Annotated in this window: 14 protein-coding genes and 4 pseudogenes; 12 read left to right on the forward strand and 6 right to left on the reverse strand. The window is 63.2% G+C overall.

What is annotated here, in order from left to right; translation table 11 throughout:
• The first annotated feature begins 35 nt into the window (after window positions 1–35).
• Together ACLGGT_RS04265 and ACLGGT_RS04270 are read left to right on the forward strand one after the other, a co-directional pair.
• Window positions 36–461 carry a DUF1489 family protein gene (locus ACLGGT_RS04265; RefSeq protein ID WP_151977078.1) on the forward strand — a complete coding sequence of 142 codons (426 nt, stop codon included), beginning with the start codon at window positions 36–38 and terminating at the stop codon, window positions 459–461.
• 408 nt (window positions 462–869) lie between these two features.
• Complete coding sequence (locus ACLGGT_RS04270; protein WP_437195117.1) at window positions 870–1,463, forward strand: outer membrane protein; 594 nt, start codon at window positions 870–872, stop codon at window positions 1,461–1,463.
• 45 nt (window positions 1,464–1,508) lie between these two features.
• Here the strand turns inward: ACLGGT_RS04270 and hisG are convergent, their stop codons facing one another.
• Genes hisG through hisS form a run of 3 tightly spaced genes read right to left on the reverse strand, consistent with a single transcriptional unit; the run spans window position 1,509 to window position 4,758 of the window.
• Window positions 1,509–2,204, reverse strand: a complete 696-nt coding sequence (gene hisG / locus ACLGGT_RS04275) for an ATP phosphoribosyltransferase (RefSeq protein WP_421999790.1) — start codon at window positions 2,202–2,204, stop codon at window positions 1,509–1,511.
• Window positions 2,201–3,286 (reverse strand): ATP phosphoribosyltransferase regulatory subunit, encoded by a 1,086-nt coding sequence (locus ACLGGT_RS04280; RefSeq protein ID WP_081507516.1) that lies wholly within the window; start codon window positions 3,284–3,286, stop codon window positions 2,201–2,203. The genes hisG and ACLGGT_RS04280 overlap by 4 nt, the downstream gene beginning before the upstream one ends.
• Window positions 3,286–4,758 (reverse strand): histidine--tRNA ligase, encoded by a 1,473-nt coding sequence (hisS, locus tag ACLGGT_RS04285; RefSeq protein ID WP_437195118.1) that lies wholly within the window; start codon window positions 4,756–4,758, stop codon window positions 3,286–3,288. The genes ACLGGT_RS04280 and hisS overlap by 1 nt, the downstream gene beginning before the upstream one ends.
• A 121-nt stretch (window positions 4,759–4,879) precedes the next feature.
• On the opposite strand from hisS, the gene ACLGGT_RS04290 reads away from it, so the two are divergent.
• Entirely contained in the window at window positions 4,880–5,074 is a 195-nt protein-coding gene (locus ACLGGT_RS04290) for a SlyX family protein (RefSeq protein ID WP_081507514.1), read from the forward strand.
• 61 nt (window positions 5,075–5,135) lie between these two features.
• Here the strand turns inward: ACLGGT_RS04290 and dnaE are convergent, their stop codons facing one another.
• Window positions 5,136–8,636 carry a DNA polymerase III subunit alpha gene (gene dnaE / locus ACLGGT_RS04295; protein ID WP_437195119.1) on the reverse strand — a complete coding sequence of 1,167 codons (3,501 nt, stop codon included), beginning with the start codon at window positions 8,634–8,636 and terminating at the stop codon, window positions 5,136–5,138.
• 159 nt (window positions 8,637–8,795) lie between these two features.
• Between dnaE and xdhA the strand changes: the two genes are divergently transcribed.
• From xdhA to ACLGGT_RS04335, 8 genes and pseudogenes are all read left to right on the forward strand, one after another.
• On the forward strand, window positions 8,796–10,202 hold the full coding sequence (gene xdhA, locus ACLGGT_RS04300; RefSeq protein ID WP_437195120.1) for a xanthine dehydrogenase small subunit: 1,407 nt from the start codon (window positions 8,796–8,798) through the stop codon (window positions 10,200–10,202).
• Window positions 10,199–12,550, forward strand: a complete 2,352-nt coding sequence (xdhB, locus tag ACLGGT_RS04305; protein ID WP_437195121.1) for a xanthine dehydrogenase molybdopterin binding subunit — start codon at window positions 10,199–10,201, stop codon at window positions 12,548–12,550. The genes xdhA and xdhB overlap by 4 nt, the downstream gene beginning before the upstream one ends.
• Window positions 12,543–13,465 (forward strand): annotated as a pseudogene (xdhC, locus tag ACLGGT_RS04310) (xanthine dehydrogenase accessory protein XdhC). The gene xdhB and the pseudogene xdhC overlap by 8 nt, the downstream one beginning before the upstream one ends.
• Window positions 13,462–14,978 (forward strand): annotated as a pseudogene (locus tag ACLGGT_RS04315) (ABC transporter ATP-binding protein). Before xdhC ends, ACLGGT_RS04315 begins: the two co-directional pseudogenes overlap by 4 nt.
• A 48-nt stretch (window positions 14,979–15,026) precedes the next feature.
• Window positions 15,027–16,109: an ABC transporter permease gene (locus ACLGGT_RS04320; protein WP_008279459.1), complete on the forward strand. Its 1,083-nt coding sequence runs from the start codon at window positions 15,027–15,029 to the stop codon at window positions 16,107–16,109.
• A pseudogene (locus ACLGGT_RS04325) lies at window positions 16,109–17,028 on the forward strand (ABC transporter permease). Before ACLGGT_RS04320 ends, ACLGGT_RS04325 begins: the two are co-directional and overlap by 1 nt.
• 34 nt (window positions 17,029–17,062) lie before the next feature.
• Complete coding sequence (locus ACLGGT_RS04330) at window positions 17,063–18,136, forward strand: BMP family ABC transporter substrate-binding protein (RefSeq protein ID WP_008279461.1); 1,074 nt, start codon at window positions 17,063–17,065, stop codon at window positions 18,134–18,136.
• Window positions 18,137–18,299: 163 nt separating this feature from the next.
• On the forward strand, window positions 18,300–19,139 hold the full coding sequence (locus tag ACLGGT_RS04335; RefSeq protein ID WP_437195122.1) for a HalD/BesD family halogenase: 840 nt from the start codon (window positions 18,300–18,302) through the stop codon (window positions 19,137–19,139).
• Here ACLGGT_RS04335 and ACLGGT_RS04340 read toward each other — a convergent pair.
• Together ACLGGT_RS04340 and ACLGGT_RS04345 are read right to left on the reverse strand one after the other, a co-directional pair.
• The gene (locus tag ACLGGT_RS04340; protein WP_037296766.1) at window positions 19,136–19,885 is read right to left on the reverse strand and encodes a CDP-alcohol phosphatidyltransferase family protein; all 750 of its coding nucleotides are present in this window, start codon (window positions 19,883–19,885) and stop codon (window positions 19,136–19,138) included. The genes ACLGGT_RS04335 and ACLGGT_RS04340 overlap by 4 nt on opposite strands.
• Window positions 19,882–20,544: a phosphatidylserine decarboxylase gene (locus ACLGGT_RS04345; RefSeq protein ID WP_437195123.1), complete on the reverse strand. Its 663-nt coding sequence runs from the start codon at window positions 20,542–20,544 to the stop codon at window positions 19,882–19,884. Before ACLGGT_RS04345 ends, ACLGGT_RS04340 begins: the two co-directional genes overlap by 4 nt.
• 115 nt (window positions 20,545–20,659) lie before the next feature.
• On the opposite strand from ACLGGT_RS04345, the pseudogene ACLGGT_RS04350 reads away from it, so the two are divergent.
• Window positions 20,660–21,594 (forward strand): annotated as a pseudogene (locus ACLGGT_RS04350) (aldo/keto reductase).

Genomic DNA, 21,594 nt, shown 5'->3' on the forward strand with positions numbered 1-21,594 from the left:
ACTACCCTATCTGCCCGGATGGGAGATTCTTTATCGTGGCCTTGCACCTGATCAAACTGAGCGTCGGCACCACCTCTGTCGAGGATCTGGAGGAGTGGCATAAAGACCCCCGCGCCAAAGGGCCGGACGGCCTGCCGCGCCACGTCACCCGCATGTGGCCCAAGCGCGAAGGCGAATTGCTGGACGGTGGCTCGATCTATTGGGTCATTCAGGGGCTGGTGCAATGCCGCCAACCGATCCTGCGGCTGGATGAGGTGACTGGTGGTGACGGCATCCGCCGCTGTGCCATCGTGCTTGAACCGGGGTTGATCCGCACCGCCACAGCGCAAAAACGCCCCTTTCAGGGCTGGCGGTATTTGCCCGGCTCTGATGCGCCGCCCGACCTTGGCTCAGCGCGCGCCAAGGATGATACGCTGCCGCCTGCCCTCTCGGCCGCTCTGGCGGATATTGGCGTTCTGTGAGCGGATGCGCCATGGCGCTGACGGGGTAAAAACACGCTAACCACTGGCGCGCCGCCCGCATGTGAACGTGCGGATCGGTGTGGGTGACGCTGAGCGGAAACCCAACACAAATACCGCTGTCCAACGCCACTGCGCGCGAAAAACCATGCGCCCTGCGCTTCAACTCTCCTGAGGCAGTTTTCGCCATAGGGTTGCGCATTTCACACGGCGACTTGCGAAAATCCGCCGAAAAAAGTATATTCTGGGCATTTCCCTGCCACTCACGGGTGTGTGATCGAAATGGCTGGATCAGGTGCTTGTCTTGATGGGACGGTCGCCCGATATATCCAGCAACGGTGCGAACCGTGTGTCGAAGGGGCGATCCTCCTCCCCGACCTGAGCGACATAAACTGACTGAAAGGAAACAAGATGCTGAAAACAACCACAGCGCTGATGACCGCAACCGCCCTGATGGCCGCCCCTGCCTTTGCTGGCAATGTGCAAGAGCCAACGCCGGAGCCGGTGATCGCAGCCCCGGTTGCACCGCCGGCACCTGTTGGCCCGAATTGGACTGGCTTTTACGCGGGTGGCCAGCTTGGCTATGGCGATGTTGACACCGGCGCTGCTGGCGTGGACGGAGACGGCCTGATCGGCGGTCTGATCGCCGGGTATGATTATGACTATGGTAACAACTGGGTTGTTGGTCTGGGTCTCGATTACGACTTTGCTGATATTGACCTTGGGGCCGCTGCTTCGCTGGAAGACGTGTTTCGGATCAAATCGCGTCTCGGTTACAAGGTCGGCAACGGCCTGCTTTACGGCACCGGCGGGTATGCCTGGGCCGACACCGACACGCTCGGTGATGACAACGGCTATTTCTTCGGCGCGGGCTATGAGCATATGATCAGCCAGAACCTGTCTCTGGGCGGTGAAGTGCTCTATCACAAGTTCGATAATTTCGGCACCGCTGGTGTTGATGTCGATGCCACCACGGTACAGGCGCGGGCTGCATTCCGCTTCTGATAAGGCGCAAGCAGTGGGGTGGTCCTAACGGACCGCCCCATTTTTTTATTCCAGATCAAGCCTTTGCTTGAGAGCCTTGAGCGTAAGCCTATCGGCAGGCTCCATCGGGGCCACCCGCGATTTGAAAAGCGTTGCCTGAGATTTCAGGATTAACCCATCCTCCAACACCTTGAGATGATTGGCCCGCAGCGTATCGCCGGTTGAGGTGATATCGGCAATCGCCTCGGCGGTTTCGTTCTTGACCGTGCCTTCGGTGGCACCCTGACTGTCCATCAGTTGATAATCCGCAACGCCATTCTCGCGCAGGAAATCCCGAACCAATCGGTGATATTTGGTGGCGATGCGCATGCGGAACCCATGCTTGAGCCGGAATGCCGCAGCGGCGGCATCAAGATCGTCAAGTTGGCTGACATCCACCCAGCAACGTGGCACCGCCAGCACCAGATCGGCCTGCCCAAAGCCCAGTTCCGCCAGCTCTGCCACCTGATTTTGCCACTGCCCCAGCTTTTCGCGGATCAGGTCGGTGCCTGTCACACCCAGATGGATGCGCCCGGCGGCCAATTCACGCGGGATTTCCCCGGCGGAGAGCAGGATCAGTTCGACGTTGTCGATGCCCTGCACATAGCCCGCATACTCCCGCTCGGACCCCGAGCGCCCCAGCGTGATCCCGTGCTTGGCGAACCAGTCAAAGGTTTTCTCCATCAGCCGCCCTTTGGACGGCACCCCCAGTTTCAGGGTCATGTCGCACCCCCAAGGCCAAGCACCAGACCGGGCCGGATGACGCCGCCCACCGCCGGAATTTCCCGCCCCCGCCCCAACTGTCGGGTTAGCGCATCATAGCGCCCGCCGGTGGCAATGGGCGGCAGGTCGGGACGGCTCTCGGCGTAAAAGCCAAAGACGAAGCCATCGTAATATTCCATCTGCGTGCGCCCATAGCTGGCCTCGAAATCCAGTTTGGTGATGTCGAGCCCGCGTTCGGACATCGCCGAAAGACGTCGTGCCAGACGGTCCACCGCGCCATGAATGGCGGGCATGTCCACCGCGATATCGCGCAACCGTTCCAGCGCGTTATCGCTGGTTTCGCGCACCGCGAGGATGGCATCCAGCAACTGCACCTCAGAGGTGGAAATCGGCCCCGCCGCCGCATCCTCGCGCAGCGCGGTGATCCGGCCTGCGATTTCATCCGGGCCGCGCAGCCCGATCAGGGGCTCGGCCCCCGCCATCGGGTCTGCCATTGCCAAAAGGGCGGCCCGCGCCTCGGGGACCACGGCGCGCCCTGAAAACCGGTCAATCAACGCGCGAAACCGCCGGGGCCGCCAGATATGCCGCCGCAGTGCGGCCTTGCGGCGCTCGGTCGTGCGCAATCCCTCAACGGCCGCCATCAGGATGCCGATATCCCCCGTCGCCGCACGCAGGCCAAGCGGGCGCAGGATGTCAAAGAACATCGCGAAAACCTCTGCATCCGCCGCCTCTGGTGCGGCGCGTTCAAAGATTTCAAACCCCACTTGGGTATATTCATTGGCCCGCTGCGCATCCTCTTCCTGACGGCGAAACACCTCGCCGGAATAGGTATAGCGGGCAGGTTCCGCGCCATGTTCCATATGCATCTGCACCACCGGCACGGTGAAATCGGGGCGCAGCATCTGTTCGCCGCGCAGGGCATCCGACGTCACATAGGCGCGTGCGCGGATATCCTCGCCATACAGGTCCAAGAGCACTTCGGCGGGTTGCAAGACAGAGGTTTCCACCGGCAGTGCGCCTGCCGCCTCAAAGAGCGCCCGCAAGCGCGCAGCCTCGGCCCGGATCGCGGCACGTTCCGGCATCAGCTTTGCTCCGCGAGGATGTCTCGGACTTTGTCCACAAGTGCGGCGCGCGGCACCTCATATTGGCTGGGCCGTTCTTTCCATTCTTCAACCGTGGCATTTTCGGCGATCTGCGCCCCAAGGATCAGGTCCTTGATCTGCACCACGCCCTTGGCAAACTCGTCGCCGCCACAGATCACCGCGATAGGGCTGCCGCGCCGGTCGGCGTATTTCATCTGATTGCCAAAGTTCTTGGGGTTACCAAGGTAGACTTCGGCGCGAATGCCCGCTTGGCGCAACTCGCCGACCATCGCCTGATAGTCGGCCATCCGGTCGCGGTCCATCACGGTGACAACCACCGGGCCCCGCTCTGCGCTGCCGATCTTGCCCTTGGCATGCAGCGCGGCAAGCAGGCGATCCACGCCGATGCTGACCCCGACGGCGGGCACCTGCTGCCCGGTGAAGCGCGCGACAAGATCATCATAGCGCCCACCACCTGCCACGCTGCCGAATTGGCGCGGGCGGCCTTTTTCATCAAGGATTTCAAAGGTCAATTCCGCCTCGAACACCGGGCCGGTGTAATAGCCAAGGCCACGAACGACCGAAGGGTCAATGACGATCCGGTCGGGGCCATAGCCTTGGGCGGCGAGAAGGGTGGCGATTTCTTCGAGTTCGTCGACGCCTTGCACACCCATCTCAGAGGCTCCAACCGCGCCACGCAGGTTGGTCAAGGTTTCAGCGGTATTGCCGCCTTTGGAGGTTAGAAACGCCAAAACGGGAGCCGCCTGATCTTGGTTCAGCCCGACCCCGTCGATATACGCCCCCGAGGCATCGAGGCGGCCTTTGCCCAGCAACTCGCGCACGCCGCTCTCGCCCACCTTGTCGAATTTGTCGATGGTGCGCAGGACGGCGGCCTGTTGGTCAGGGTCAGTGACGCCCGTCGCCTCCAACACCCCATTCAAAACCTTCCGGTTGTTCACCCGCACCACATAGTCGCCGCGCGGGATGCCCACCTCTTCCAGCGCATCGGCCAGCATGGCGCAAATCTCGGCATCCGCTGCCATTGACGCCGTGCCCACCGTATCCGCATCGCATTGATAGAACTGGCGAAACCGCCCCGGCCCCGGCTTTTCATTGCGCCAGACAGGCCCCATCGCATAGCGCCGATAGGGTGTCGGCAGATCGTTGCGGTGTTGGGCATAAACGCGGGCCAAGGGCGCGGTCAGGTCATAGCGCAGCGCCAGCCATTTCTCGTCTTCATCCTGCCAGGCAAAGACCCCCTCATTGGGCCGGTCGACATCGGGCAGAAACTTGCCCAGCGCCTCGACCGTCTCGACCGCGCTCGATTCCAGCGCGTCAAAGCCATAGCGATGATAGACCCCGGCAATCGCGTTCAGCATCGCGGCGCGCGTCGTCACCTCGGCGCCGAAATAATCGCGAAACCCTTTGGGCGTTTCGGCCTTGGGGCGGGGCTCTTTTTTGGGCTTGGCCATGGCATGCGTCCTTGCGGCAACTCTTGCGGCATCTGTCGTGGCGCGGTCTAGCCCAAGGGCCGCGCCGGGGCAAGGCGGCTGCGCGATTGACCGCAGGCGCATCCGCGCGTAATCCCATGCCATGACCGAGATCGAAGAAAAACTGGCCCACCTGATCCGCACGGTCGATGACCTGTCGGATGTTATCGCACGCCAAGACCGCGAGCTTGACCGCCTGCGCGTCCGAGTCGAGATGCTGCTCGCGCGCGAAGCGGCCCGGCACGGCGAGAGCGATGGTGGCGTGATCCTTGGCGACGAGCGCCCGCCGCATTACTGACACGGGGTTATCTTACAACCAGAGGTCCCGGGTCAGGCCCGGGACGACTGCGAAGACGTCGTCAGATTTCTTCCACCATCACCACGCCGGTCAGGCTCTTGATCGCGCCCTTGATCTGAGGCGTCACGGGATATTCCGCGCCGCTGTCAATCTCGACCTCGCCGGGCAGGCCCGCGCCCATCAGGCAGAAATGGATCGGGCCGGGGCGCGCACCGCGCGCCGCTTGGCTGGCCCCCTGCAACACCGCGGCAACCGATCCGATTGCCCCCGGCTGATCCACGAAAATCCGCAGGCCCACCGCGCCCGCCCCGGCCACCATCCCGTCAATCGGCTGAACGGCGCGGCAGAGCAGTTTCAACTGATCCGCCTCAAGCGTCGCCTCGGCGGTGATCACCACCTGCGCGCCAGTTTCCAGAAATTCGCGGCATTTCTCGAGCGTGTCCGAGAATATCGTCACCTCGTAACCGCCGGTCGTATCGCTGAGCTGCGCAAAGGCAAAGCGGTTGCCACGTGCCGATTTCCGCTCTTGCCGCCCGGCCACAACCCCGGCCATCTTGACCAGCGCCGGGCCGCGTTCGGCCTGTGCTGTCACCTCGTCCAGCGTTTTCACATCCTGACGCCGCAACACGGTCATGTAATCGTCGAGCGGATGCCCCGAGAGGTAGAACCCAACGGCCTTGAATTCCTCGGTCAGCCGCTCGGCGGGCAGCCAATCATCAACCGGGGCCAATCGCGGCTCGGGCAGGTCATCGCCCGCCTCGCCAAAGAGCGAGACCTGACTGGAATTCTTTTGCTCATGGATCGCCGCTGAATAGCTCATCAGCGCCTCGATGCTCTCGAACACGCGGCGGCGGTTGCGGTCCAGCGCGTCAAACGCCCCGGCGCGGGCCAGCATTTCCAGCGGGCGCTTGCCAACCCGCTTGAGATCGACCCGCTGCGCCACATCGTAGAGCGTGGCAAAGGGCCGGTTGCCCCGCCCCACGGTGATCAGCTTCATCGCCTCGACGCCCACGTTCTTGAGCGCGCCCAGCGCATAGTGCAGCACGCCGCCCTGCACATCGAACGTCGCCTCAGAGCGATTGACGCAAGGCGCGGCCCAAGGCAGGCTCAGCCCCTTTTTCACCTCTTGGAAATAGACCGCCAGCTTATCCGTGAGGTGAATATCGCAATTCATCACCCCAGCCATGAATTCGACCGGGTGATTGGCCTTGAGCCAGGCGGTTTGATAGCTGACCACCGCATAGGCCGCCGCGTGGGATTTGTTGAAGCCGTAGTTGGCAAATTTCTCGAGCAGGTCAAAGACCTCGCTGGCCTTTTTCTTGTCGACACCATTTTCCATGGCGCCTTTCTCGAATTTCGGGCGCTCCTTGGCCATTTCTTCGGCGATTTTCTTGCCCATGGCGCGGCGCAACAGGTCAGCACCGCCCAAGGAATAGCCCGCCATCACCTGCGCGATTTGCATCACCTGTTCCTGATAGACGATGATGCCTTGGGTTTCCTCTAGGATATGGTCAATCGAGGGGTGGATCGACTCGAGCTCACGCAGGCCGTTCTTCACCTCGCAATAGGTCGGGATATTCTCCATCGGGCCGGGACGGTAGAGCGCCACAAGCGCCACGATATCCTCGATGCAGGTGGGTTTCATGCGCTTGAGCGCATCCATCATGCCGCTCGATTCCACCTGGAACACGGCAACTGTCTTGGCACTCGCATAAAGCCTATAGGATTTCTCGTCATCGAGCGGGATCGCCCCGATGTCATACTCAAACCCCTCGGGGGGATCGTAGAGCACGGTGCCATCCGCCGCCACATTCAGCGGGCGGCCCGCCTTGCGGATCATGTCGACCGCGTTCTGAATGACCGTCAGCGTCTTGAGGCCGAGAAAGTCGAACTTGACCAGCCCCGCCTGTTCCACCCATTTCATGTTGAACTGGGTTGCGGGCATATCGGAGCGCGGGTCTTGGTAGACGGGCACGAGCGCATCAAGCGGCCGGTCGCCGATCACCACCCCGGCGGCATGGGTCGAGGCATTGCGCAACAGCCCCTCAACCTGTTGCGCATAGGTCAAAAGCCGATCCACGACCTCTTCGTTCTTGGCCTCTTCGCGCAGGCGCGGCTCGTCGGCCAGCGCCTTTTCGATGCTCACCGGCTTGACGCCTTCGACCGGGATCATCTTGGACAGGCGGTCCACCTGCCCATAGGGCATTTGCAACACGCGCCCGATGTCGCGCACAGCCGCCTTGGACAAGAGCGCGCCAAAGGTGATGATCTGGCCCACCCGGTCACGGCCATATTTCTCTTGCACATATTGGATCACCTCCTCGCGGCGATCCATGCAAAAGTCGATGTCAAAGTCGGGCATGCTGACCCGCTCTGGGTTCAGGAACCGTTCAAAAAGCAGGCTGTAGCGCAGCGGATCAAGATCGGTGATGGTCAGCGCATAGGCCACCAGACTGCCCGCCCCCGAGCCACGCCCAGGCCCCACCGGAATATCGTGATCCTTGGCCCATTTGATGAAATCGGCCACGATCAGAAAATAGCCGGGAAAGCCCATACCCTCGATGATGCCCAGCTCGAATTCGAGGCGCTTGTCATAGTCTTCAACCGGCGCGGCATGGGGGATAACCGCCAGGCGCGCAGCAAGCCCCGCCCGCGCCTGACGGCGCAGTTCCTCAACCTCGTCATCCGCGAATTTCGGCAAGATCGGATTGCGCTTATAGGCCCCAAAGGCGCAGCGGCGCGCGATTTCGACCGTGTTTTCCAGTGCCTCGGGCAAATCGGCAAAAAGCGCGGCCATCTCTTCTTGGCTTTTGAAATAATGCTGCGGGGTCAGGCGGCGGCGCGGCGCGCTTTGATCGACATAGGCCCCCTCGGCCACGCAGAGCATGGCATCATGCGCCTCGTACATGTCGGATTTGGGAAAGTAGACATCGTTGGTCGCCACCAGCGGCAGGCCCATGGCATAGGCCATCTCAATCAGACCACGCTCGGTCAGGCGCTCGGCCTCGGGCGCGCCCCCGTCACCGGGATGACGCTGCAATTCGACATAGAGCCGGTCACCAAACGCCTGCGCCAGACGCTGCATCAACGCCTCCGCCGCTGGGCGCTGCCCCCCCTGCAAGAGCCGACCCACCGGCCCATCCGGCCCACCCGTCAGGCAGATCACCCCCTCGGCATGATGCGCCAACTCGGTCAGCGTCACATGCGGCAGGCTGCCATCGCCCCGCAGATAAAGGCACGAGTTGAGCTTCATCAGGTTCTCATACCCGCACTCACTCTGCGCCAAGAGGACGAGGGGCGCGGGCGGCTTCGCGCGCTCTCCGGGTGCCAGGCTGAGATAGGCCAGATCGACCTGACAGCCCATGATCGGCTGCACGCCCGCGCCCTGCGCGCTCACGGAAAACTCTAGCGCGGCAAACATGTTGTTGGTGTCGGTCACGGCGACGGCGGGCATGCCTGCGGCCACGCAGAGGCCGGGCAGCTTCTTGAGCCGCATCGCCCCCTCCAGCAGGGAATATTCGGTATGCACCCGCAGGTGAATGAATCGGGGATCAGCGCTCATATCCGCACCCTAGCCCCGGTTGCGGCTGAACAAAAGACTTGCCAAACCGCCTGCCCCCGGCTTTCATCGGGTCACGATAGGCAAAGCCCGCCACCTTCTACGCCGCATCGAAGGTCAGGCACGCGAGGGCAGGCATGGTAACGCGGCGGGCAGCGGCTCATGACCCTCACGTTTCTTCTGAATGGAGAGAGCGTGGCGCTTGGGGATGTGACCCCGACCACAACTCTGCTTGACTGGCTGCGCGAGGCGCGCGGCCTGACCGGCACCAAGGAAGGCTGCAACGAGGGCGATTGTGGGGCCTGTACCGTGATCGTCAGTGACGAGACCGGCACGCGGCCCCTCAACGCCTGTATTCTCCTCATGCCACAGCTTCAGGGCAAGGCCCTGCGCACGGTCGAAGGGATCAGCGGCCCCGAGGGGCAATTGCACCCGGTTCAAGCGGCGATGATCGCGCATCACGGCTCGCAATGCGGGTTTTGCACGCCGGGCTTCATCGCCTCGATGGCCTGCGCGCATCTTAATGGCGAGCGGGATCACGACCGGGTTCTGGCGGGCAATCTTTGCCGATGCACCGGCTATGCCCCCATCCTGACCGCCGCCCGCGCCGCGGAAACTGCCGCCATTCCCGCGTGGATGACGCAAGATCGCAATATCATCTGGCCCGAAATACCTTCGGGGGGGCCCGAAGGGCGGGGGGCAGACAGCCCCCCTGCGTTGCTGCAACCCCAGAGCGCCGATGAGGCGGCGCGCCTCTATGCCGCCCATCCTGAGGCGACGCTGATCGCGGGCGCAACCGATGTGGGCCTGTGGATCACCAAACAGCTGCGCGACATCAACCTGCCAATCTTTCTGGGGGGCTGCACGGACCTGAGCACTGCAGAGGTGACAGACAGGGATATGCGCCTTGGCGCGGGCTTGACCATTGCCCGGCTGATGCAGACGATTGCCCCCTATCACCCCTCCTATGCCGCGATGCTGCGGCGCTATGGCTCGGAACAGGTGCGTGCGGCGGCGACGCTTGGGGGCAATATCGCCAATGGCTCGCCCATCGGCGACAACGCGCCCGCGCTCATCGCCCTTGGGGCCACCCTGCATCTGCGCCACGGTGACACGCGCCGCCAGATGCCGCTCGAGGCGTTCTTTCTGGGCTACGGCCAGCAGGACCGCGCGCCGGGCGAAATGATCGAGGCCATCACCCTGCCCCGCCAGCCAGACCGCCTGCGCTGTTACAAAGTCTCGAAGCGCTTTGATCAGGATATTTCGGCAGTGCTGGGCTGTTTCAACATCACCGTGGACGAAGGCCGGATCACCGACGCGCGGATCGCCTTTGGCGGCATGGCGGGCATTCCCAAGCGTGCCGCCCATGTCGAAGCGGCACTGATTGGCCAGCCTTGGACCGAGGCGACGATTACCGGCAGCGATGCAGCTTGGGCGCAGGATTTTGCGCCGCTGTCAGACATGCGCGCCTCTGCCGACTATCGCCTCTGCGTCGCGCGCAACCTTTTGATGCGCTATTTTCTAGAGGATCAGGGCATCGCCACATCGGTTCTCGAGGTGCAGCCATGAGCGTGGCGCGCCCTCTGCCCCATGACGCCGCACGCCTGCATGTGACGGGCACCGCGCGCTATGTCGACGATATTCCCAGCCCACGCGGCACGCTGCATCTGGCCTTTGGCCTCAGCACCATCGCGGCGGGGCGCGTGACCGAAATGGACCTTGCGCCGGTGCGCCAATGCGCCGGGGTCGTCGCCGTGCTGACCGCCGCTGACTTGCCGCAGGGGGCCGATTGCTCGCCTTCGGCCCATGACGAGCCGCTCTTGTGCACGGGCGCGGTGCACTATTACGGCCAGCCGCTTTTTCTGGTTATCGCCACCAGCCATCTGGCCGCACGCCGCGCCGCGCGCCGGGGACAGGTATGTTACGAAGAAACGACGCCCCTTCTGACCATCGACGCCGCATTGGCCGCCAATAGCCGCTTCGAAGACGGCCCGCGTATCTGGCAAAGGGGCGATACCACAGCGGCTATCGCCAAGGCGACCCACCGGGTGGGTGGCGTGATCGAGATGGGCGGGCAAGAGCATTTCTATCTTGAAGGCCAGGCGGCCCTTGCGCTGCCGCAAGAGGGGGGCGACATGGTGATCCACGCCTCGACCCAGCATCCGAGCGAAGTGCAGCACAAGGTGGCCGAGGCCCTGGGCCGACCCATGCATGCCGTCCGGGTCGAGACGCGGCGCATGGGCGGCGGCTTTGGCGGTAAGGAGAGCCAAGCCAACGCCCCCGCCATCGCCTGCGCCGTCGCAGCGCGGCACACGGGGACGCCCTGCAAGATGCGCTATGACCGCGACGATGACATGGTAATCACCGGCAAGCGCCACGATTTCCGCATCACCTATCAGGCCGGGTTCGACGCCACCGGTCGCCTGACAGGGGTGGATTTCGTGCATTACGCCCGCTGCGGCTGGTCGCAGGATCTGTCGCTGCCCGTGGCCGACCGCGCCATGCTGCATGCCGATAACGCCTATTTCCTGCCCGCCGTGCGGATCGAGAGCCATCGGCTGCGCACCAACACCGCCTCTGCCACCGCGTTCCGCGGCTTTGGCGGGCCGCAGGGCATGCTGGGCATCGAGCGGGTGATGGATCATGTGGCGCATCATTTGGGCCTTGATTCTGTCGTGGTGCGGCAGCGCAATTACTATGCCGCAGCCGTTGGAGGGGGGCTGTCTGCCCCCCGCGCTGCGCGCCCCCCCGAAGGTATTTCGGGCCAGATGAAACCGCAGGTCACGCCCTATGGGCAGAAGGTCGAGGATTTCATCCTGCACGAGATGACCGAGCGGCTGATGCAAACCTCGGACTATGCCGCGCGGCGGGCAGCGGTGGCGGCGTGGAACGCCCGCAATCCCGTGCTGAAAAAGGGCGTAGCGCTGACGCCGGTCAAGTTCGGGATTTCCTTTACGCTCAGCCATCTCAATCAGGCGGGCGCTTTGGTGCATGTCTATCAGGATGGGTCTGTGCATCTCAATCACGGGGGCACGGAAATGGGACAGGGCCTGTTTCAGAAGGTGGCACAAGTGGCCGCCGCGTGCTTTGGCCTGCCGCTAGAGGCCATCAAGATCACCGCGACCGATACCGCCAAGGTGCCCAATACCTCGGCCACAGCGGCCAGTTCCGGCAGCGATCTCAACGGTATGGCGGTTCAGGCAGCCTGCGATACGATCCGCGACCGGATGGCTGCCTGTCTGGCGGCGCATCACGCCGTGCCGCCCGAGGAGGTGCGATTTGACGGCGGTCGCGTGCGGGTGGGAACGGCCCACCTGAGCTTCGCAGAGGCCGCCCGGTTCTGCTATGAGCAGCGCGTGAGCCTGTCCGCCACCGGATTTTACAAGACGCCCGACCTTGCGTGGGACCGGATCAAGGGGGAGGGGCGGCCATTTTATTACTTTGCCTATGGGGCGGCCGTGACCGAGGTGATCGTCGACGGCCTGACCGGCGAGAACCGCATCCTGCGCGCCGATATCGTGCATGATTGCGGGGCCTCGCTTAATCCCGCGCTCGACATCGGCCAGATCGAGGGCGGTTATGTGCAGGGGGCGGGCTGGCTGACGCTCGAGGAACTGGTGTGGGACAAGGCCGGACGGCTCCGCACCCACGCGCCCTCGACCTATAAGATCCCTGCCTGTTCGGATCGGCCAGCGCTGTTCAACGTGGCGCTGTGGGAGGCGCAGAATCCGCGCCCAACGATCTATCGCTCCAAGGCTGTCGGCGAGCCGCCCTTTATGCTGGGGATTTCGGCGCTGATGGCGCTCAGCGCTGCGGTGGCGGCGTTTGGTTCGGGCTATCCGGCGCTTGACGCCCCGGCCACACCCGAGCGGCTGCTGAGCGCTATCGCGCGTCAGAAAGCGCGCCGCGATGCGTGACCTCGACGATCTGCGCACAGCCGTCGCGCGGGAGGGACAGATCGCACGGGTGGTGATCGCCGCCACCCGTGGTTCTGCGCCACGCGCCGCCGGGGCCGCGATGCAGGTCTGGCCCGGGGGGCAATCGGGCAGCATCGGCGGCGGGCGGCTGGAGCATGAGGCGGCAGGTGCGGCACGACGGTTTTTGGCAGAGGGCGGGAATGCCCACGTACTGCGCCAAGCGCTTGGTCCGGCCCTTGGACAATGCTGTGGCGGGTCGGTGGTATTGGTGATCGAGCGGTTCGACCAGCACAAACTTGGCGCAGCGGTTGAGGCGCTTGAGCGATCGGGCCGTTGGGCACGGCAGATTGAAGGGCACATCACCCCCCGCCTGCCGCCCGGCCCAGCGCCGGTACGGGTGTTACATGGGCAAACGGCTGGTTGATCGAGCCACTTTGCCCGCGCCTTGCGGTGGTGATCCACGGGGCGGGCCATGTGGGCCGCGCCTTGGCCACCCTGCTTGCCCCATTGCCCGATCTGGCAGTGACGCTGGCCGATGCGCGGGCCGAGATGCTGCGCGGGCTGCCCCAAGGGATCACCGCCGCCGTTGATCCCCTGCGCGCCCTCGGCCAAGCGCCTGATACCGCCGCACATATCATCGTAACCCATGATCATGCGCTGGATCTGGAGCTGTGCCACCGGCTGTTGCAACGGTCCTTTGGGTGCGCGGGTGTCATCGGCTCCGCGACCAAATGGGCGCGGTTTCGGCAGAGATTGACAGCACTTGGGCATACGGACGCGCAGATTTCGCGCATTTCCTGCCCCATTGGCGATCCAAACCTTGGCAAACACCCGCAAGCCATTGCGCTTGGCGTGGCGGCTGCGTTACTGAAAGAGCCGGGTATCAAGGCCGCAGACCGAAGGAGAACCGCGTGACAGGCGATTTGCTGACCGTCTCGGGTCTGACCAAGGCCTATCCGGGAGTTGTCGCCAATGACGCCGTATCCTTTGCCATCCGCGAGGGCGAGGTGCATGCCCTGCTGGGCGAGAATGGTGCCGGGAAATCAACCCTCGTCAAGATGATCTATGGGCTGGTCAAGCCCGACAGCGGCGCCATGACGCTGCGCGGCACCCCCTATGCCCCACCAGACCCCCATGCCGCGCGCCTGGCGGGGGTGGCGATGGTGTTTCAGCATTTCTCGCTTTTTGATGCGATGAGCGTGGCCGAGAACGTGGCCCTCGGGATGGAACGCCCGCCAGCGCTGCGCGATCTGGCCGCGCGCATCCGTGCCGTCTCGGAAACCTATGGCCTGCCGCTTGATCCCGACCGGACCGTTGGTGATCTTTCGGCAGGAGAGCGGCAGCGCGTCGAGATCATCCGCTGTCTCTTGCAGGAACCCCGCCTTTTGATCATGGACGAGCCGACATCGGTGCTCACGCCGCAAGAGGTGGATATCCTGTTTCAGACCCTGCGCAAGCTGACGGGCGAAGGCGTGGCGATCCTTTACATCTCGCACAAGCTCGAGGAAATCCGCGCCCTCTGCGATCATGCCACGATCCTGCGGCAGGGCCGCAACGTGGGCACCTGCACACCGCGCGACACTTCGGCCCGCGCGATGGCGGAAATGATGGTGGGCACAACCTTTGCCGCGCCGGAACGCGCCGGGCGTGCCAAGGCGGGCGTGGTGCTGGAGGTGTCTGACCTGTCGGTCGCGGCGCAGGGGCAGTTCGGCACCGCGCTTCACGCGATTTCCTTTGCCGTGCAGGCCGGAGAGGTGCTGGGCATCGGCGGGGTTGCGGGCAATGGGCAGGATGAGCTTTTGGCCGCGCTGTCGGGCGAAATGCCGGTGACGGCAGAGGCTGTGCGCCTGAAGGGCGTGGCCATTGGTCAGCATGGCCCTGGCACCCGCCGTGCGATGGGTCTACTTACCGCGCCTGAGGAACGGCTGGGCCATGCCGCCGCCCCCGACATGAGCCTGACAGAGAATGCGATCCTGACCGGGGCGGCGCGGGAAAGCCTGCTCAATCGCGGGTTTCTGAGATGGGAGGCGGCCGAGGCCTTTGCCCGCCGGATCATCACCGGCTTTGACGTGCGCACGCCCGGCCCGGGCACTGCCGCCCGGGCGCTGTCGGGGGGCAATCTGCAAAAATTCGTGATTGGCCGCGAAGTGCTGCAACGGCCCGAGGTTCTGGTGGTCAACCAGCCCACCTGGGGTGTCGATGCCGCCGCCGCTGCCGCGATCCGCCAAGCCCTGCTTGATCTGGCCACTGGGGGGCGGCGGTGATCTGCATCAGTCAGGACCTTGACGAGTTGATCGAGATTTCCGACCGGTTCGGCGCGTTGAGCGAAGGACGGCTTTCGGACATCAGGCCGACCCAAGGCCTGAGTGTCGAAGAGATCGGATTGATGATGGGCGGCGCACATGGCATGGAGGTGGCGCATGTGTGACCTGTCGTTTTTGAGTATTTTAGCCATAAAGAAACATGGGCGCGCGCCATGCTGAAGCTGGAAAAGCGCCCTCAACCCTCACGGCTCTGGACTTGGGCCACGCCGGTTCTGGCGGTGCTGATCACCATGCTGGCGGGTGGGGCGCTTTTTGCGGCACTTGGCGAAGACCCGGTAGCGGCCATCTCGACGATTTTCTGGCAACCGCTTTTTGGCGAGTTCGCGTTTTACTACCGGCCGCAATTGCTGATCAAGGGCGCGCCTCTGGTGCTGATCGCCATCGGGCTTAGCCTTGGGTTTCGTGCCGGTATCTGGAACATCGGGGCCGAGGGGCAATATATCGTCGGCGCACTGGCAGGGGCCGGGGTGGCGCTTGCGTTTTATCCAGCGGAGAGCGCGCTGATCTTTCCGCTGATGATCCTTGCTGGCGCGCTTGGGGGCTGGGCCTGGGGCATGATCCCGGCGGTGCTCAAGCTGCGGTTCGGCACCAATGAAATACTCGTGTCGCTCATGCTCGTCTATGTGGCAGAGCAATTGCTGGCGGCCATGGCCCTTGGGTTGATGAAGAACCCCGAGGGGCGCGGATTTCCCGGCTCGCGCAACCTGCGCCAATATGACAGCGCGCATAATGCAGAACTTATTACCGGCACGGGCATGCATTGGGGAGTGGTGGCCGCGCTGATCGCAGTGATTTTCGCCTATGTGCTGCTCAGCCGCCATATCCTTGGCTATCATATCCGGCTTGCGGGTCAGGCGCCACGCGCCGCCCGTTTTGCCGGCGTGCGCCCGGCGCGGTTGGTTCTATTCTGTCTGGGCACATCGGGCGCTTTGGCGGGATTGGCGGGGCTTTTTGAAGTGGCGGGGCCCGCCGGGCAGGTCAGCATTGATTTTAACGTGGGCTATGGGTTTACGGCGATCATCGTGGCCTTTTTGGGCCGGTTGCACCCGGTCGGCATCCTGCTTGCGGGGCTTTTGATGGCGCTCACCTATATTGGCGGCGAATTGGCGCAATCCAACATGGGGCTGCCTGCGGCCGCGATCCAACTCTTTCAGGGGATGCTGTTGTTTTTCCTTTTGGCCGTGGACCTGCTGACCAATTACCGCGTCCGGTTGGTGACACGGGAGGTGGCGTGATGCTTTTGTCCTCGATTGATCCGGCGCTGCTTCTGGCCTCGCTCATCGTCGCCTCTACGCCCATTCTGCTGGCGGCATTGGGCGAATTGGTTGTCGAGCGGGCGGGCGTGCTCAACCTCGGGGTCGAGGGGATGATGATCACCGGCGCAATCTGCGGATTTGCCATGGCTGTCAATTCCGGCTCGCCGGTCGTGGGGTTTGTGGCCGCCGCCGCCGGGGGCGCTGTTCTGGCGCTTCTCTTCGCGCTGCTGACCCAATTTGCCCTTGCCAATCAGGTGGCAAGCGGCCTCGCGCTGACGCTCTTTGGCCTTGGCCTCTCGTCGCTGATCGGACAGGGCTATGTCGGGATCAAGCCGCCGCCGACCACGCGGCTTGATCTGCCTGTGCTGAGCGATCTGCCTTTTGTCGGGCGTGTGTTGTTTTCCCATGATCTGATGGTTTACTTCGCCCTAGCGCTTGTGGCTTTGGTCTGGGCGCTGCTGAAATATTCGCGCGCCGGGCTGATCCTGCGGGCGGTGGGTGAAAACCATGAGGCCGCGCATGCGCTTGGCTACAAGGTGGTGCGCATCCGCGTTCTGGCGATCCTGTTTGGCGGGGCTTGCGCCGGGTTGGGCGGGGCCTATCTCAGCCTTGTGCGGGTGCCGCAATGGACCGAAGGCATGACCTCTGGGGGGGCTGGATCGCGCTTGCCCTAGTGGTTTTTGCCTCGTGGAAAGTGGGGCGCGTTCTGCTTGGCGCGTGGCTCTTTGGCGGGGTTTCGGTATTGCAGCTCAATCTTCAGGCGGCAGGCGTTGCGATCCCGGTCGAATATCTTTCCATGTCGCCCTACTTGATCACCATCCTCGTGCTGGTCATCATGTCGTCTGACAAATCCCGCGCGCCCGGCTCTTTGGGCCGCATTTTTCACGCCTCGCAATAAGATCACATCACAGATCACAACAGGGAGATCCCGAATGAAACTCACGCATCTACTGACCTCAGCCGCCTTGGCGCTTGGTCTGGCAAGCGCCGCCGTGGCGCAGGACAAGACCAAAGTCGGCTTTATCTACGTCGGCCCCATCGGCGATGGCGGCTGGACCTATGAGCATGACAAAGGCAGGCTCGCGGTTGAGGCGCATTTCGGCGATGCCGTCGAAACCGTCTATCAAGAAAGCGTGCCCGAGGGCGCCGATGCCGAACGCGCCATCACGCAAATGGCGCTGCAAGGGGCGGATCTGATCTTTACCACCTCGTTTGGCTTTATGGAGCCGACGCTTGCGGTGGCCGAAAAGTTCCCCAATGTGAAATTCGAACACGCCACCGGCTACAAGACCCTGCCCAATGTCTCGACCTATTCCGCCCGTTTCTACGAGGGGCGCGCGGTGCAGGGCCATATTGCGGGCAAGATGACCAAATCGAATATCGTGGGTTACATCGCCTCTTATCCGATCCCAGAGGTCATTCGCGGCATCAACTCGGCCTATATTCACGCGAAAAAGGTCAACCCCGATGTCGAGTTCAAGATCATCTGGGCTTACACTTGGTTTGACCCCGCAAAAGAGGCAGACGCCGCCACTGCCCTGATCGAGCAGGGCGCGGACGTGATCCTGCAACATACCGATTCCACCGCGCCGCAGGCCGCTGCCGAAAAGGCGGGCAATGTCGTGACCTTTGGGCAGGCGTCGGATATGGCCGAATACGCCCCCTTCCCGCGCGTGTCGTCGATCATCGACAACTGGGCCCCCTATTACATTGACCGCACGCAGGCGGTGATTGATGGCACATGGGAGAGCACGCAGACATGGGACGGCATCGGGCCGGGCATGGTCGGCATTGGCGAGATTTCCGATGCGGTGCCTGCGGATGTCAAGGCAGAGGCGCTGGCCCTCAAGGCCGCCATGGCGGACGGCAGCTATCACCCGTTCACCGGGCCGCTGAAAAAGCAGGACGGGTCGGATTGGCTGGCCGAGGGCGAGGTTGCCGATGACGGCACGCTCTTGGGCATGGATTTCTATGTCGAAGGGCTGACCGGAGAGATCCCCAACTAAGCCGCATTGACAGGGTTTGAAAAACGACAGCCGCCGGGGAACCGGCGGCTGTTTGTTTGCACACCGCAGGCCTAGAGCACGACATCACCGCCGGTCGGTTTCAGAACAGACGCGCGCGCCGCTGGCCATACTCTTGGGCAAACGCACCGTCAGGAGACCGCCCATGGGCCCCCCCGACACCTTGATTGATCTTGCCCGCTACCCGGTCCACCAAACGGGGCCCGCGCGCGACATCATCCTAGACCGCGTCCGCGCCGATCTTGGCCGCGATGGCTGTGCGGTGCTCAAAGGGTTCCTTACCTCGGCGGGGGTGGATATCCTGCGTGCGCAGGCTGAGAGCGTCGCCGACAGGGCCTTTCGCTCCTTTAATCGCACCAATCCCTATTTCACCAAGGACGACCCGACCCTGCCCGCGCACGATCCGCGTCGGCGGTTTTTCGAGCGCTCCAACAGCTTTATTCCGGCGGATAACTTTCCGCCCGCAAGCCCGCTGCGCGCGCTCTATGAATATCCAGCGCTCAGCGCCTTTATTCAGGACTGTCTGGAGGAAGAGAATTTCTATCCCTACGCCGATCCGCTGGCCGATGTGATCGTGAATGCCGCCGACGAAGGCAATGGATTTCCATGGCATTTCGACACCAATAATTTCACTGTCACCATCGCCATTCAGAATGCCGAAGAAGGGGGAGCGTTTGAATATGCGCCCAATATCCGCGCCGGGGGCGAGAATTTTGCCGAGGTGGAAAAGGTGCTGGATGGCACCTCTGACACGGTCAGAACGCTTGTGCTGGAACCGGGCGATCTTCAGATTTTCCGGGGTCGCTATTCGCTTCACCGGGTCGCCCCCTTGCGCGGCAAGACCCCGCGTTACGTCGCGATCCTGTCCTATGTGGACGAGCCGGGGATGGTCGGCACGCCTGAACGCTGTCGCCAGCTCTACGGGCGCACCTTGCCGATCCATCACGAGCGCGCAGGTCAGAGGGCCGACGCCTATCTCGATTAACCCTCGTTGGGATACCAGAAGAGCGCGGCCCAGATCACCATACCGACATAGGCCAGACACATCACGATCAACGCCGCCCAGGTAAAGATCACCAGCGCCGCCGCCACGCAGGCAAAGGCCAAGAGGAAGAACTTGACGTTCTCGCGCGAGATGCGGGTTTTCTTGAACGACCAGATCGGCACCGGCGAAATCATCAGAAGGCCGACACCGGCCATATAAAGCCCGGTGAGGAACGCAGGCGGCGGGGACATATCCGGCAGGGCAAAGGTCACGAACATCGGCAGCATCGCCAAAAGCGCGCCTGCGGGCGAAGGCAGACCTTGGAAATAGGCCCCCGATCCGCCCTTGCCGCCCTCTTCGCGCGCACTGACGTTGAACCGCGCCAGACGCATGACGCAGCACACGGCAAAGAAGAGAACCGCAATCCAGCCTGCTTGTCGTGCGTCCTGAAGGCCCCAATAGTAGATCACCAGCGGGGCCGCGACGCCGAAATTCACGAAATCCGCGAGCGAATCAAGCTCGGCGCCCATCGCGCTTGAACTGCGCAAAAGCCGCGCCAAACGCCCATCCAGCCCGTCCAGCACCCCGGCGATCAGCAGGAGTTGCACGGCGCGCACATAATCCCCCTGCACGCCCAGCCGGATCGCCGTGACCCCGGCACAGATCGCGGCAACGGTCAGCATATTTGGCAAAAGCTGTGCGAGCGTGACCTCGCGGCGCGCTGGCGGCTCTGGCTCTGGTGTCACTGGCCCAACTCCGCGATCACGGTTTCCCCTGCCACCATGGTTTGTCCCACGCGCACGCTTGGGACCACACCTTCGGGCAGATAAATATCAAGCCGAGACCCAAAGCGGATAAGGCCAAAGCGCTCACCACGCCCAAGGGCATCCCCCGGTTTTACGAAACACACGATCCGCCGCGCCACCAGCCCCGCGATCTGCACGACCGGCAAGAGCCGCCCATCGGCCATTTCGATCACCACGCCATTGCGCTCGTTATCCGCGCTGGCCTTGTCGAGCGACGCATTGAAGAACTTGCCGGGGCGATAGGCAACCGCGCTGACCCGCCCGGCGACTGGCGCACGGTTCACATGGCAGTTGAACACGCTCATGAACACGCTGACGCGCGTGAGCGGCGTGGCGGGCAGGCCCAGTTCGGCAGGCGGCACCGCCGGTTCGATCAGCGACACCATGCCGTCGGCGGGGCTGATCATCAGACCGGGGCGTTCGGGGGTCACACGCTCTGGGTCACGAAAGAAATAATAACACCAGACCGTGAGGCCCACACCGATCCAGCCCAAAACATCCCAGAGCATGAAAAGCCCAAAGGTGATCAGCGCAAAGATCGCCACGAACTTGCGCCCCTCCGGATGCATCGGCTTGATGAAGGTTTCATGCATTTTCATGCGCGGGCACTCCTTGCGGCAGGTTCAGGTCTCTTTCTATCCGCCTAAGCTCATGCCTCTCAACATGCAAGGTGACAGCTTTTCTTTGCTGCTTGCGCGTGGCACTCTGTGCACCATGAGAACAGTGATCACCTCCCCCGATGGAACCCCGGCCAGCCGCTTTGCCTTTGGCACCATGCAATTCGGCGATGCCGCTGATGAAGCCGCCTCGCGCGCGATGTTCGATGCGTGCCTTGCGGCGGGCATCACGCATTTCGACACGGCGCATCTGTACACCGATGGGGCGGCGGAAACGCTTTTGGGCCAATTCGCCGCACCGCACCGCGACCGGCTGACGATTGCCACCAAGGCCGGATATTCCGGCGGGGCGGGGCGGGCAAATATCCTCGCGCAGTTCGACATTTCCCGCCAACGTCTTGGTATGGACAAGGTGGAGATCCTCTATCTTCACCGCTTTGATCCCGACACGCCCCTTGAAGAGACCTTGGAAACCTTTGCCGATTTGCGCGCGCGCGGGCAGATCGACCATGTCGGCCTGTCGAATTTCGCCGCTTGGCAGGTGATGAAGGCCGCGTGCATCGCGGCGCGGTTTGATCTGACGATTTCGATCCTGCAACCGATGTATAGCCTTATCAAGCGGCAGGCCGAGGTTGAAATCCTGCCGATGGCCGCCTCCGAAGGGATGGTGGTTGCGGGGTATTCGCCGTTGGCCGGTGGCTTGCTCACCGGCAAATATGCACGGGGCGAAACCGGGCGGCTCACGGGCAATGAACGCTACGCCGTGCGCTATGGTCAGGGCTGGATGCAAGAGGCCGCCGTTCACCTGAGCCAGATCGCGCAAGAGCTGGGCACCGATCCCGCGACCCTTGCGGTGGCATGGGCAGCACAGCACCCGGCGCGGCCTGTGCCAATCATTTCCGGGCGCTCTGCCGCGCAGATTGCGCCGTCGCTGGCCGCTCTGGAATTCGATATGGACGCGGCGCTCTATGCGCGGATGGCCGCCCTGAGCCCCGCCCCGCCCCCGCCACTGACCGCACCGAAGAGGCCTGA

Origin of the sequence: Roseovarius sp. MS2 (genome assembly GCF_051447875.1) — a bacterium.
Classification (GTDB): domain Bacteria; phylum Pseudomonadota; class Alphaproteobacteria; order Rhodobacterales; family Rhodobacteraceae; genus Roseovarius; species Roseovarius mucosus_A.